The sequence below is a fragment of the Candidatus Omnitrophota bacterium genome (genome assembly GCA_030688425.1).
Lineage (GTDB): Bacteria > Omnitrophota > Gorgyraeia > Zapsychrales > JANLHA01 > JAUYIB01.
Genome location: JAUYIB010000027.1, coordinates 97,257 through 110,522 on the forward strand (window position 1 = coordinate 97,257; position 13,266 = coordinate 110,522).

A 13,266-nucleotide genomic window follows, 5' to 3' on the forward strand; every position below is an offset into this window, starting at 1 on the left:
CCATCTTCCATCTGCAATCTTCTATCTTCTATTTTCCTGGCCTTTTAATTTTTCTATAAAAACAGCTGCGCAACATGGTATGGCACGCCGCGCCGATCTGCTTGACGGTGATCAGCAGGCAGTCGCAGTCGCAATCGTAATAGATATCTTTTACAAATTGGAAGTGGCCTGAGGTCATCCCCTTGACCCAGTATTCCTTGCGGGAACGGGACCAGAAACAGGTCTTGCCCAGCTTGAGGGTCTGCTTGAGCGAGTCGATGTTCATGAAGGCCATCATGAGGACGTCCTTGTTCTTGTAGTCCTGGACAATGGCCGGGATCAGCCCGTTGTTGTCGAAGCGGAGCTTGTTCAGGTTGCGCGGGGTGATCTGGATCTTTTCCAACTTGGATTTCATAATCTGACCTCGATGGCTTTGGTTTGTAAGTATCGTTTGACGTCCTGGATCTTGAGCTCGCCGTAATGGAACACGGACGCGGCCAGGGCCGCGTCGGCGCCGGTTTCAGCGAGCACGTGGTAGAAATCTTCGGTTTTCCCTGCCCCTCCCGAGGCAATGACCGGGATGTTGACGGCCCGGCATACGGTTTTGGTCAGGGCGATGTCGTAGCCGTTTTTGGTACCGTCAAAATCCATGCTGGTCAACAGGATCTCGCCGGCGCCCAGCTGTTCGGCCTCTTTGACCCATTGGATCGCGTCCTTGCCGGCGTTGATCCGCCCGCCGTTGATGTAAACGTCCCAGGAGCCGTTGCTCTTTTTGGCGTCCACCGCGACCACGATGCACTGGCTGCCGAAGTGTTCCGCGGCCTCCGTGATCAATTTCGGGTTTTTGACCGCGGCGGAATTGATCGAGACTTTATCGGCCCCGGCGTTCAAAAGGGCGCGGATGTCTTCCAGGTTGTTGATCCCCCCGCCCACCGTGAGCGGCATAAAGACCTGCTCGGCCGTGGCTTTGACAACGTCCAGAATGATGGAGCGTTTTTCATGGCTGGCCGTGATGTCCAGAAACACGATCTCGTCCGCCAGGTTCTGGTCATAGGCCTTGGCGATGTCCACCGGGTCCCCGGCGTCGCGCAGGTTGACGAAATTGACCCCCTTCACCACCCGTCCGTCCTTGACGTCCAGGCAGGGGATTATCCTTTTGGTGAGCATATAGACCTTTGTTCCATGGCAAGGAAAAACTTTTAGATTAAAATGGCCGTTATGCCGGTTACCACAATCATTGATTGTGAGGAGCCAGTATTTTTAACGCGTCCTTGAAATCCAGCGTGCCTTCGTAAATGGCTTTCCCTGTGATCGCCCCGAGCAGATGCGGATAATCAAGGGATAGTCTTTTTAATTTTTCAACGTCATCACTCCTGGCTATTCCTCCAGAGGCAATGACCGGGATGCGGACGGTTTTCAGGATTTCTTCAATTCCGTCAAAGTTGGGCCCCTTCAGCATCCCGTCCCGGGCAATGTCGGTGTAGATCAGGCATTGGACGCCGATCTCTTCCAGGTCTTTGGCCAATTCTGTTCCCTTGATATTGGCTTTTTTCGTCCATCCCCGGTAGGTCACATAACCGTCGGAGCAGTCAATGCTCACGGCTATCCTGTCCGTCCATTTGGCGATGATGTCCTTCAGTCCCTGGTTTTCCGCCGGGCGCAGATAGATGTCTTTTTCAATGACGGCGGACGTCCCCAACACCACCCTGCTGACGGAGCCCTTTTTTCCCAAAAGAAGATCAATGATGTCTTTGGACCGGATGCCTCCCCCCAGTTGCACGGGGATCTTCACGGCCTCGACGATCGAGCGGATCGCGTCCAGGTTCTTCAGGTGCCCGGTCGCCGCGCCGTCCAGGTCAACCACATGCAGCAGCTTGGCCCCGTCCTTTTCCCAGTGCTGGGCCACCTTGGCCGGATGGGTATTGTATTCCGTGACCTGGTCGAAATGCCCCTGGACGAGACGCACGACCTTGCCGTTTTTCAGATCAATGGCCGGAATAAGCAACATTGAACAGTTCCTCTGATTGAACACATTGTTTTGTTCGGCCCGGGGCTGTGCCCCGTGCTCAAACAGCGATCCCGCTTTTTTCTGGTCTAAATTTGATGGAAAAGCGGTCTCGAATGGTTCGGCTTTCGCTCACCATCCCGAACGAAACACCGAGGGCCTGCGCGCGGGACACAGCCCCGGGCCCGCACCGGCAACAAATAAATTAGAGCCTCACAAAATTTTCCAGGATCTTGAGTCCGATGGCCTGGCTCTTCTCCGGGTGGAACTGGACCGCGAACAGGTTGTCCTTCCAGACGGACGAAGTGAATTCAACGCCGTACCCGGTGGCTGTGGCCACGATCTTGGGATCAGCCGGCTGGGCGTAATACGAGTGGCAAAAATAGACGTTGGCACCGTTGCTGATGCCTTTGAGGAACGGACAATTGTCTTTTTTCAGGATCAGTTGGTTCCATCCCATGTGCGGCACTTTAAGCTTAGTGAACCGCCCGACCGTGCCCGGCAGGATGCCCAGGCCTGTCACGCCCCCGCCCTCATCTCCTTTTTCAAATAACAGCTGTAATCCCAGGCATATCCCCAAAAACGGTTTTTTCCCGGCGATCGCCTTGCGGATGGCCTCCGGCATTCCCATGGAGTTTAATTTTTCCATGGCCGGCCGCATGGCCCCGACGCCCGGCAGCACGATTTTTTGCGCCTTGGCCAGATCGTCCGCGTTCTGAGTGATGCTGGCGCGGGCGCCCGCCTTTTCCAGGGCCTTCTGCACACTGCGCAGGTTTCCCATGCCGTAGTCGATGATGGCAATCATGATTTATTTTGTTGGGTCACAAGGACACACGTCACATGTCTCAGGATGGTTTAGTCGATAATGCCCTTTGTAGAAGGGATCCCTCCCTTGCGACGAGGATCAACCTGTGTGGCTTGGTCCAACGCAATTCCAAGAGATTTGAAGACAGTTTCAATATTTGTATGCAAATCGTTGCTAGGGTTTTGAATTGTGAAGCTAAGAGTCGCTCCTAAGTTGAGAGCAAACGATTCAAGAAAGTGCTCTAAATAAACAAAAGAATATCCTTCTTGCTTTTGTTCCTTCAAAACATCCATCCCATTTTTTGCCTCAAACATGTGGGCACCCTTTTGGAAAGTTTTCGGGTATTCCCCCTCAGCGTTGAAGCGATAATAGCCACGGCCACTTATGTCGATAACGCATTTCCCAACAGTCGCCTCCATGGGGGCATAGGCATACCCGAATCTTTTTATTCCTGCTTTTTCTTCTCCAAGAGCTTTTTTAAACGCTTTACCCAATGCTATCCCAATATCTTCGTTGGTGTGGTGAATGTCAATATGGGTATCGCCCTTCACATCTAGAGCCAGATCAAAAAAACCGTGGAATGCGAAGAGTTCAAGCATGTGGTTTAAAAAACCAATTGGACTTTTAATTTTTGTATTTCCACTTCCGTTAACATTCAGTTCACCGATGATCTCGGTTTCTTTGCTTTTGCGATCGATAACGGCTTTACGTTCGGTCATGAGACGGTCCTTTCCTTACTTGAAACGGACTTCGATGGAATCCGCGTGTTTTTTCAATCCTTCGATGATCGCGATCTTCTGGATCGGCTGGCGCAGCCGTTCCAGGGCTTTCTTGGAATAGGAAATCACGTGGCTTTTTTTCATGAAGTCGGAGACGCAGAGCCCGGAAAAAAACCGGGCCGTCCCCAGGGTCGGGAGCACGTGGCTCGGTCCGGCGGCGTAATCGCCCAGCGCTGTCGGGCTGTAGGGCCCGAGGAAGACCGCCCCGGCGTTTTTAATTTTTTTCGCCACGCTGGACGGGTTATTGGTCAGGATCTGGAGATGTTCCGGCGCGAGCCGGTTGGCGATGTCTACGGCCTCATCCAAATTTTTAGCGTAGATGCTGTATCCCTGCGTGAGCCGTTTGCGGACCTGGCGGATCAGGTCTCTGGATGTCGTGACCAGGATCGCCAGTCCCCCCAGGTGTTCCAACTGGGCTTCCATGTCCGCGATTACGAACTCCGGGTTGCTGTAACGGTTGGCGATCACGACGAGCTCCGTCGGACCGGCCAGCATGTCGATGTCCACGTAGCCGAAAATTTGGCGCTTGGCCTCGGTCACGTACATGTTGCCCGGGCCGATGATTTTATCCACCCGGGGTATGGTCTTGGTCCCGAAGGCCAGCGCCGCGATGGCCTGGGCGCCGCCCACCTTGTAAATTTCGTTGACCTTGAGCAGGTTCGCCACGGCCAGGATATGCGGATTGATGTGTCCGTTTTTGTCCGGGGGCGCGACCATGGCGATGCGTTTGACGCCGGCGACCTGGGCCGGGATCACGGTCATGTAGACCGTTGACATCAGGGGCGCGGTTCCTGCCGGGATGTAAATTCCGACGGAATCCAGAGGGATGAAATTTTCTTTGAGCAGGACGCCGTCCTGGTCCTTGACCCGGCACGGCCTCTGGATCTGGGCCTTGTAAAAGGCCGTGACGTTGTTGATGATGACCTTGAGGTCCGCGATGAACTCGCTGGTGATGTTCTGGAACGCGCCGCTGATCTCCCGCTCGGCCACGCGCAGGTCCTTGGGCTCGATCTTGACCTTGTCGAACCGGCGTGTATACTTGAGGACGGCTTCGTCCCCGTTGTTCCGGACATCCTCGACGATGGTCCGCACCTTTTCCTCGATATGGCGTTTGCGGAAGTACAGGTTACGGTCGAACAGCTTCTGCGCGTTTTTCCCATGCATCTTGAAGGTTTTCATAAGGGGTTTCCTGTCAGAATTTTATGTTTGCGAATTTTTGCTCAAGCCATTGCCTGGCGTGCTGGACAGCGGCTTCGATTTTGGCCGGATCCTTTGTGCCGGCCTGGGCCATCTGCGGCCGCCCGCCGCCGTTGCCGTTGATCATCGGTTTGATCTGTTCGATGATATCATTGGCCTTGATATTGTGTTTGATCAAATCTTCCGAAGCCGTGGCCACAACATACCCGCTCCCCGATCCGATGACAACGGCCGCCGAGGGAATGCTTTGCTTGACGACGTCCGCGGCGTTGCGCAGGGCTTCAACCCCGACGTTGTCATATTTGATGAAATGCGTTACGATTTGAGGGGCATTTTTGTCCAAAATTTTATCGACTTTCTGCTTCACCTCATCCAGGATGTCCGCGAGCTGGAATTTTTGCGCCTGGACGGCCGCCTCCTTCAGGGCCAGCGCTTCTTTCTGGCTCTTGGCGATTTCTTCCTGCTGGCGAATGAATTCCTCGGCGTCTTTTGCGGTTTTTGCTTCCAGGCGGCGGATTCCCTGGGCCACGGCGCCCTCTCCGGTGATCTTCACCCGTTCGATCTGTCCGGTGTCCTTGACATGAGTGCCGCCGCAGAGTTCCTTTGAGTAGCCGCCGATGGAAACAACGCGGACCTTCTGGCCGTATTTTTCGGCAAAAAAAGCCAGGGCCCCGCTTTTCTTTGCTTCTTCGAGGGGCAGCTCGGTTGTTTCAACCAGGTCTGATGCCCGGACCCATCCGTTAACGATGCTTTCGATCTCTGAAATCTGGTTTTTGACGATGGCCTGGGGGTGCGTGAAATCGAAACGCAGCCGGTCTTCGGCCACAAGCGATCCCTGCTGTTGCACGTGCGTCCCGAGGATTTTTCGCAATGCCGCCTGCAGAAGATGTGTGGCCGTGTGGTTACGCATGATGGACAAACGCCGCCCGGCATCGATCTTCGCTTCTACCGCATCACCACTCTTGATTGTTCCTTTTTCTACCGTGCCGGAATGGATATAAATGTCGGATTTCTTCTTCGTGTCCGTCACGCGGATCGTCCCGCCGCTGGAGGAGATGACCCCCGTGTCACCGATCTGCCCGCCTGCTTCGGCGTAAAACGGGGTTCGGTCCAAGAGAATCTTGATGTGGTCGCCCTCGGAAACCTTTACGGCTTCCTGGTTGTCCTTGAACAACTTGAGGACGACCCCCTTCGCTGTTGCATCGCTATAACCCAGAAATTGCGTCTTGGCGACGTTTAGATTCAAGCTCGCGTCGGCAAACACATCCCCGGCCATCTTGCTGCCGGCGCGGGACTTTTCTTTTTGTTGCTCCATATTGGCAAGGAAATAAACCATGTCCCGTTGAATTTGGTCTGTTGAAATTCCGGCGGCTTCCGCCGTGTCCAGGATGACCGGGACCGGAAGGCCAAAGGTATCGCGATACTTAAAATACAGTTCTCCCCGCTGTTCCGGGGTTTGTTCCAATGAAAGCTGTTCTTTCAGTTCCGGGACGCGCTGTTTCCTGACAAGGATGAATGCCTCTTCGCCGTTTTTGATATGCATCATGATGTCTTTGGCCTTGTCTCCCAGTTCCGGATACGGCGCCTTCATGACATCCACAACGGCCGGAACAAGTTTATAAACGCGAGGTTCTTCTGCTCCGCTGTTCAAGGCGATATTGGCGCTGTCATTGATGAGCCGTTTGACGACAGAGCCGCGCTCTTTGTTCGAGGGGATGATCCCATCGGTGATCGCAAACGTGATCGCGCGGATATGATCGGCAATGATCTTTTTCTCCCGGAGCTCAATGTTCTTGCTGATCTCTGTGTCGATAGCTTGAATCACCGGCTCAAACAGATCTGTTTCGTAATTGGTCTTCTTGTCCTGCACCACCGCGACGAGCCGTTCCAGGCCCATTCCGGTGTCGATGTTTTTGGCCGGCAAAGGTTCGAGCACGCCGCCGTCCTTGCGGTTGAATTGCGTGAAGACCAGGTTCCAGACCTCAGAAAACCGGCCGCAGCTGCAGTCCGGGTCGCATTTGTCTCCGTTAGGGCATTTCGGATTGACGCCGTAATCGTAGAAAATTTCCGAGCACGGGCCGCAGGGGCCGTTCGGGCCATTTTTTTTCGCGTCCGACGGCCAGAAGTTGCTTTTGTCGCCCAGCTTCACGATTCTGCTGGCAGGGATTTTGATGTCTTTCAGCCAGATCTGGTAGGCCTCTTCGTCATCCTTGTAAACCGACACCCAGAGTTTTTCCTCCGGGATTTTCACTTCCCGGGTCAGGAATTCCCAGGCCCAGGCAATGGCTTCTTTTTTGAAATAATCGCCGAAGGAAAAGTTGCCCAGCATTTCAAAAAACGTGTGGTGAAAGGCCGTCTTGCCAATTTTATCCAAGTCATCGGTGCGCAGGCATTTTTGCGAAGAGGCCGCCCGTTTGAGACCCTTGTCGATGCCGAGGAAATTCAGCTTGAACTGCTGCATGCCGGCCGTCGTGAACAGGACCGTCGGGTCGTCTTTCGGCACGACCGAGTCGCTGGGCACGATGGTGTGTCCTTTGGAAGCGAAAAAGTCCAGGAACTTTTTTCTGATCTCGTTGGCTGTGAGATTAGGTGTCGTCATGGGTGCGTGTCAATTGCCGGAGAGCTTTCTGGATCACGGCCGGCCGGAACCCTCTCCGGGCCAGAAATTCGAACAGCCGCCGTTTGGCTTTCTGGGGATCGATCCCCTTGTATTTTTTCCACCGCCGCTGGGCCAAGCCGAGGACGGAATCGAGTTCTTCCTCTTCGCTGACCGCGAGCAACTCCCGGATGATGGCCTCGTCAACGCCTTTTTGCCGCAACTCGAACCGGATGCGCTGGGCGCCGAAAGGCTTGTTCAGCCGCGAGTTGATCCACGCCCGGGTGAAAACCGCGTCATCGAGAAACCGCGCTTTCTTAAAATATTCAACCGTGGTCTGGATAACATCCGGCGGGATGCCCTTGGCCGCCAGCTTGGAAACGATTTCCTTCTCGCTGCGCAGCCGGATCTTGAGCAGGCGGTAAACCGTTTCTCTCGCCTTGACCGCGGGATCATCAATGGGCGGCCTCCGTGTCATTCTCCAAGAACAAAATACCCGCGGATGGTCCGCACCAGGGCCTGCCCGTCCTTGGCTTTGGCCACGGCGCGGCTGAAATCCCCGATGTTATTCACGGCCTGCCGGTTGATCTCGATGATCACGTCCCCTTCTCTTAACCCCGCCATGGCCGCCGGGCTGCTGGGGTCGATCTTCGTGATGAAGACCCCGTTGGGGTTATCCCGGTTGAGCCGCTGGGCGATGTCCTGGGTCACGTTCTCGACAATCATGCCCCGCCATTCATTTTTCATCACAACCGGGGTATCGTCATCCGGCCGAGTGCTGGATTTTGCGTTATCGGTGATGATCCGTCCGTACCGGTCAAGCTTGGGCCGTTTGGCGATGGTCACCGGGATGGACAATTCCTTTTTGTCCCGAAGGACCCTCAGGTCCGCCTTTTCGCCGGCGTTCAAATTGTTGATGTATTTTACGAACATCGTCCCGTTCTTGACCGGGATGCCGTTGACCTTTATGATCACGTCGCCTTCTTTCAGCCCCGCGTCGTGGGCCGGGCTGTCCTCAAGCACTTGGACCGCGACCACCCCTTCGGTCGAATTGATGCCGAAATACTGGGCCAGCCGGGGGTTCATGTCCTGGATGGCGACGCCGATATAACCGTATTCGATCTCTTCACCCTTGATCAGCTGGTTCACGATCCTTTTGACGTAGTGCGACGGGATGGCGAACCCGATGCCCTGGTAGCCGCCGGAGGTGGAGAAAATCGCCACGTTGATCCCGACCACCTCACCTTGCAGATTGACCAGCGGTCCGCCGGAGTTTCCCGGGTTGATGGCGGCGTCGGTCTGGATCAAATCCGAGTAATCGGTGTCCCGGCGGGACGTTTTGGGCAGCGACCGGTGTAGCGCGCTCACGACGCCAGTCGTGACCGTCGGCTGGGGATCGGACAGAATCTGCCCGAACGGATTGCCGATCGCCACCACCCATTGGCCGATCTTGATCGTTTCAGAGTCGCCCAATTGCGCCACCGGAAGATTCTCCGCGTCGATCTTGATGACGGCCAAGTCCGTCCGGGGATCGGTGCCCTTGAGCGTGGCCGGAAAATTCCGGCCGTCGGGAAGAGTGACAAGTATCTTGTCGGCCCCCGCCACCACGTGCTCGTTGGTCAGGATGTAACCTTCTTTGTCAATGATGACGCCGGAGCCGAGCCCCATGCGCTTTTGCTCGTAATCCGGATAGTCTCCGAAAAATTCCGCAAAGAACCGGTTGAACGCGTCGTCCTCAAACGGGCTGCCGAAATATTGGCGCCGGACGTGATAGCGCTCGGTGGCCTGGGTTTTAATGGAGACCACGGCCGGACCCACTTTTTCCGCGACGGTTTCTATGGCGGTGGTAAAGTCAGGCGGAGTTTGGCCGAATCCGGAAGACGCTGAAAACACGAGAACAATAACCAGGGAAACCGTGGTTAAAAACAGCTTCAGGATTTTCGTGGCCATCGTGTCCTTCTTCATAAAACAACCAGCCCAACCGTGAAGGTTGAGCCGGTTGATGATTCGCGAGCGCCGGGTTTCGGCTCCGCGCTTTCCGTTATTTTTTCGCGTGCATTTTTTCCAGGATCAGTTTCTCGATTTTGGAAAGGATCTTGGGGTTGTCCTGCAGGAAGCTTTTGACGGCATCCCGGCCCTGTCCCAGCTTTTCGTTCTCGAAAGAAAACCAGCTGCCGGCCTTTTGGATGATCTCGGTTTTGAGGGCCAGATCCATGATGTCGAGCGTCCGGGAGATCCCTTCGTTGAAATGGATCTCGAACTCGGCCTCGCGGAACGGCGGCGCCACCTTGTTCTTGACGACCTTGGCGCGGACACGGTTGCCGATCACCTCATCCCCTCGTTTGATGGACTCGATGCGGCGAAGGTCGATCCTCACCGAAGCGTAAAATTTGAGCGCGTTGCCGCCGGTGGTCGTTTCGGGGTTGCCGAACATGACCCCGATCTTCATGCGGATCTGGTTGATGAACACAACGCAGGTCCGAGATTTGCTGATCGCGGCGGTGAGCTTGCGCAGGGCCTGGGACATCAGCCGGGCCTGCAAGCCCATGTGGGAGTCGCCCATCTCTCCTTCGATCTCGGCGCGCGGCGTCAGGGCCGCCACGGAGTCGATGATCACAATGTCAACGGCGTTGGAACGGACCAGTGTCTCGGCGATCTCCAGGGCCTGTTCCCCGGTGTCAGGCTGGGAAATGAGCAGGTCCTCCAGCTTGACCCCCACGCGCTGGGCGTAGGACGAATCAAAGGCGTGCTCCGCGTCGATAAAGGCCGCGACCCCGCCCTTTTTCTGGACTTCCCGGATGACGCTCAACGTGAGCGTTGTCTTTCCGGAAGATTCCGGTCCGTAAATTTCGATCACCCTCCCCCTCGGGATGCCGCCAACCCCCAGGGCCAGATCCAGGGCCAGGGATCCCGTCGGGATGGCGCTGACGTCCTGCGCGGCGTTGCTGTCCAGCGTCATGATCGCGCCCTTGCCGAACTGCTTTTCGATCTGGGCCAAAGCCAGATCGAGCGCTTTACGTTTGTTTTCCATGTCAGCCGTTTTTTCGATCGCCTTTTCCGGTGCTTTCTTGACTTCAACCATGATTTCCTCCCTTGATGCACATCCGCGGTGTCTTCACGGCGGAGATGTGCCCACGAACCGCGTCTTCCGGCCGGGGTTGTCCTGCGTGGTTCATCCTGTTAATGGTGATTTAACCCGTACGACCTTTCAGGGTGGGGACACAAGCTATTAATTAATACTATTATACCAATGAAGAAACGAATTATACATGAGGCGGCTGGTATTGTCAATCGTTTCGGGGGCGAAGCGATAGGGTTTTATAAATGAGGACCGGGGCATTGTTCCATCAGGGGCCGGATGTCGGGTTCCAGGGCCGGTTGACGCTGGAGAAGAAATTGGAAGTGCCGGTTGGCGACGTCGCATTGGCCGAGTCCCAGGTACAGGCGGCCCAGCCGGTAATGGACGTCCAGGCTTCCGGGCTGGTACTGAAGGGCTTTTTGGAAGATTTGAATGGCGCGGTTCGGGGCGTTCAGCTTTTCATACGTTACGCCGAGGTTGAACAGGGCGTCCACGTTGTAATGGCAGGTTTCAAGGGCCTTGAGGTAGAAAATTTCCGCCCGGTTGTAATCCTCTTCCTGCAGATAGGTGTTGGCCAGGTTATAGAGGGTGTTGGTGTCCGACGGGCGCAGTTCGAGCGCGAAGAAATAGTTCTGGCGGGCCTTGGGGAGGTCTCCCTTTTTGGCGTAGATCGGTCCTGACTTGGCATGGACCAGGAAACGGTAGGAGTCCTGATCCACGAATTTCGGCGGGAACAGCAGGACGAAGACGGCGATGGCCGCAATGGATATCGCGACGGGCGTTGTTTTTTTGTTTTTCCAGCGGCCGATCACCCAAAGGACAAAATAGGCCTGGTAGATGAGGAAATACGGCAGGACCGTGGCCCGGTGGCGGGTCGTCAGAAAGAACACGATGGTGACCAGCAGCTGGCTGAAAAGGAGCAGATTGATGACGCCGTTTTGCCGTGACGATCTCCAGGCCAGGACCATGCCCAGCAGGGCCATCGGGCACAGGAGGAAGTAAGGGTTCAGGTCCATTCTGAGCCGCAGGTCTCTCTGCAGGATGAGATCAATGTCGTGGGCCCTTTCCTGGTCGTTGAAAAAAAGGAGGAATTTCTGAGCGAGAAGCCTGCCCCACCCGGCGGGGTTTTCCCGGATATATGCTCCTGCGGTCTTTTTCCAGAACGAAGAGATTTCGGCCGGGCCCATGGTTTTCTCCGCCACGGCCTGGGCAACGATCTGCTGGTCTTCGTCCTGGCCGTGGTGGGTCGGGCGGATGAAATCCGGATTTTCAAAAATGCCGCTGGCCACGGGATTGTTGCCGACATAAAAGCTCAACCCGCTCTGGGCGCTGATGAAGATCCAGTCGCCGAAAACGATCCTGTTGCGGACCGTAAATCCTCCCAGGACGATCGCCGCGCCGGCGATGACCGGGATGATCCTTTTGAAAAAGATCCGGGGGATGTCCTTGCGGTCCCGGATGACATCGCGCAGGCAGATCAGCCCCAGGAAAAACAGGAATTTCCCGTCGCCGAGGCAGGCCAGGCCGATCAAAAAGCCGATCAGCAGAAAGTCCCTCGCGCCGGCGTCTTCCTGGCTTCGGATGAGAGAAATGACGATGATCAGGCTGAGGAAGATCAGCAGCGGCACCGGCATCATGAGCCAGTCGAAGTGGATCAGGGTGAAATTCGCCGCGGCGAGGATCCCGGCCAGCAGGGCGGTCGTCCGGGAAAAGATCGCGGCGCACAAAACATAGACCAGCGCGCAGTTGGCCGACCCCAGGAGAAAATGCGTGAAGCGGATCAGTCCCGGGGCGTGGCCGAGGGTGATCCGTTCCAGAACAGCCAGGAAATGGGGATACAGGGGCAGCCCCCAAAAGGTTTTTAATCCCTCTCCCTTTCCCCAAGCGATTTCTTTGGCCCATTCGTGATAATAAAGGACATCGCTGCTGGGATGGTCGACGAAAAAATAGTTGTGTCTGAGGAGGAAAACGTAGGCCAGGCGCAGCCCCATCGCCAGCAGGGTAATCAGCAAGATGTTTCGTTTGTCGGCTTTGGTCATGTCAGGCACTTTGGTGATGAAGTATGAGATTGGCGATTCCGACGGACATCACGGCGGCGGTGTCCACCTTCAGGACCGTCGGTCCCAGCGTCACCGGAATACACCCGGCGGTGACCGCTTTTTGAACTTCCTCCGGGGTGAAATCCCCTTCCGGGCCTATGAGGATGACGATCCTCTCCGGGGCTTTTAAATTGCCGAGTTCGGAAAAAATGTTTTTTGTTCCGGGGATCAGGCAGGGGATGACGGCTGCCGTCTCAGCCGTGAGTCCTGCGAGGACATCTTCAAAGGACTGGACGCCGCCGATGATGGGCACGGTCGCTCTCCGGGATTGCTTGGCGGCATTGACGGCCACGGTCTGGTAGCGCTGCCGTTTCCCCTCTTTCCGATCGCCGGAGAGCCGGGTTTCCGTCCTTTCCGTGACCATCGGGATGATCTCATCCGCGCCGAGTTCCGTGCATTTTTCGATGATGCCTTCAAATTTGGATTTTTTCGGCATGGCGCAGGCCAGGACCAGCCGGGTTGACCGTCGGGGAGGCTGCTCCCGGATTGCCCCGAGCCGGATCTCGATCCCGTCCTTTTCCACTTTTTGGAGAGTCCCTTCGGCCTCTTCGCCGTTGCCGTTGAAAAGAACGATGCCCTGTCCGGCTTTGAGCCGCAGGACGTCTCGCAAATGATGGATTTCCGTGCGGTCCGTCAGCGTGAGTATTTCAACATGAAAGTCGGCATTTGGGCAGAAGAAGCGATGCATGTTGGGTGGCGGGCCGGGGACGAACCCCGGCCCGTCGAA

Annotated in this window: 12 protein-coding genes; all 12 read right to left on the minus strand. The window is 55.8% G+C overall.

Annotated features, from left to right (window positions below; all coding sequences use genetic code 11):
- Positions 1 to 28 precede the first annotated feature (28 nt).
- The 12 genes from hisI to Q8Q08_11005 all read right to left on the minus strand — a co-directional run bounded on the left by hisI (position 29) and on the right by Q8Q08_11005 (position 13,227).
- A complete protein-coding gene (gene hisI / locus Q8Q08_10950; GenBank protein MDP2654529.1) occupies positions 29 to 394 on the minus strand; it encodes a phosphoribosyl-AMP cyclohydrolase in 366 nt (121 codons plus the stop codon).
- Positions 391 to 1,146: an imidazole glycerol phosphate synthase subunit HisF gene (hisF, locus tag Q8Q08_10955; protein ID MDP2654530.1), complete on the minus strand. Its 756-nt coding sequence runs from the start codon at positions 1,144 to 1,146 to the stop codon at positions 391 to 393. The genes hisI and hisF overlap by 4 nt, the downstream gene beginning before the upstream one ends.
- Before the next feature lie 67 nt (positions 1,147 to 1,213).
- Positions 1,214 to 1,987, minus strand: a complete 774-nt coding sequence (gene hisA, locus Q8Q08_10960; protein ID MDP2654531.1) for a 1-(5-phosphoribosyl)-5-[(5-phosphoribosylamino)methylideneamino]imidazole-4-carboxamide isomerase — start codon at positions 1,985 to 1,987, stop codon at positions 1,214 to 1,216.
- 202 nt (positions 1,988 to 2,189) lie between these two features.
- Positions 2,190 to 2,789: an imidazole glycerol phosphate synthase subunit HisH gene (gene hisH, locus Q8Q08_10965; protein MDP2654532.1), complete on the minus strand. Its 600-nt coding sequence runs from the start codon at positions 2,787 to 2,789 to the stop codon at positions 2,190 to 2,192.
- A gap of 50 nt (positions 2,790 to 2,839) precedes the next feature.
- Positions 2,840 to 3,508 (minus strand): imidazoleglycerol-phosphate dehydratase, encoded by a 669-nt coding sequence (locus tag Q8Q08_10970; protein MDP2654533.1) that lies wholly within the window; start codon positions 3,506 to 3,508, stop codon positions 2,840 to 2,842.
- Positions 3,509 to 3,523: 15 nt separating this feature from the next.
- Complete coding sequence (hisD, locus tag Q8Q08_10975) at positions 3,524 to 4,747, minus strand: histidinol dehydrogenase (GenBank protein MDP2654534.1); 1,224 nt, start codon at positions 4,745 to 4,747, stop codon at positions 3,524 to 3,526.
- 13 nt (positions 4,748 to 4,760) lie between these two features.
- Positions 4,761 to 7,364, minus strand: coding sequence for an alanine--tRNA ligase (alaS, locus tag Q8Q08_10980; GenBank protein ID MDP2654535.1), 2,604 nt, complete (start codon positions 7,362 to 7,364; stop codon positions 4,761 to 4,763).
- Positions 7,351 to 7,839: a regulatory protein RecX gene (locus Q8Q08_10985; protein MDP2654536.1), complete on the minus strand. Its 489-nt coding sequence runs from the start codon at positions 7,837 to 7,839 to the stop codon at positions 7,351 to 7,353. The genes alaS and Q8Q08_10985 overlap by 14 nt, the downstream gene beginning before the upstream one ends.
- A complete protein-coding gene (locus Q8Q08_10990; GenBank protein MDP2654537.1) occupies positions 7,836 to 9,311 on the minus strand; it encodes a Do family serine endopeptidase in 1,476 nt (491 codons plus the stop codon). Before Q8Q08_10990 ends, Q8Q08_10985 begins: the two co-directional genes overlap by 4 nt.
- Positions 9,312 to 9,402: 91 nt before the next feature.
- Positions 9,403 to 10,392, minus strand: coding sequence for a recombinase RecA (recA, locus tag Q8Q08_10995; GenBank protein ID MDP2654538.1), 990 nt, complete (start codon positions 10,390 to 10,392; stop codon positions 9,403 to 9,405).
- A 287-nt stretch (positions 10,393 to 10,679) separates the two neighbouring features.
- The gene (locus tag Q8Q08_11000; protein MDP2654539.1) at positions 10,680 to 12,479 is read right to left on the minus strand and encodes a tetratricopeptide repeat protein; all 1,800 of its coding nucleotides are present in this window, start codon (positions 12,477 to 12,479) and stop codon (positions 10,680 to 10,682) included.
- A gap of 1 nt (position 12,480) precedes the next feature.
- A complete protein-coding gene (locus tag Q8Q08_11005) occupies positions 12,481 to 13,227 on the minus strand; it encodes an RsmE family RNA methyltransferase (GenBank protein MDP2654540.1) in 747 nt (248 codons plus the stop codon).
- Positions 13,228 to 13,266: the final 39 nt, after the last annotated feature.